Consider the following 505-nt stretch of genomic DNA (forward strand, 5'->3'; position numbering starts at 1 on the left):
AGCACGTCGATCACGACGCTGTCGTCTTCGTCGACTGACACGGTATCGGTTTCTGCGACGGGGTCGTCGTTCACGGGGTTGACCGTGATGTTCACCGTCGCCGTGTCCGTCCCGCCGTTTCCATCGTCCACCGTGTAGGTGAAGCTGTCGGATCCGTTGTAGTCCGCATTCGGCGTGTAGGTCAGCGTCCCGTCGGTGTTCTGCGAGACAGACCCGTTGCCGCCCTGCTCGAACGACACAATGGTCAGCGTGTCACTGTCCGCGTCCGTGTCATTGGCAAGCACATCGATGGTGACGCTCTCGTCTTCGTCGACCGTCACCGAGTCGTTGGTGGCATCCGGGTCATCATTGAGCGGGTCCACGGTGATGTTAACGCTCGCCGTCGATTCACCGCCCTGCCCGTCAGACACAGTGTAGGTGAAGCTATCGGGCCCGTTATACTCCGCGTTCGGCGTATAGGTCAGCGTGCCGTCGGCGTTCTGAGTGACGGTCCCGCTACCACCTT

Annotated in this window: 1 protein-coding gene; it reads right to left on the minus strand. The window is 61.0% G+C overall.

The annotated features are described in order from the left end of the window. A partial coding sequence (locus K5R33_RS18960) for a tandem-95 repeat protein (protein ID WP_220750655.1) occupies positions 1-505 on the minus strand: 505 nt, incomplete at both ends.

The sequence above is a fragment of the Jannaschia pagri genome (assembly GCF_019655435.1).
Taxonomy (GTDB): Bacteria; Pseudomonadota; Alphaproteobacteria; order Rhodobacterales; family Rhodobacteraceae; genus Jannaschia; species Jannaschia pagri.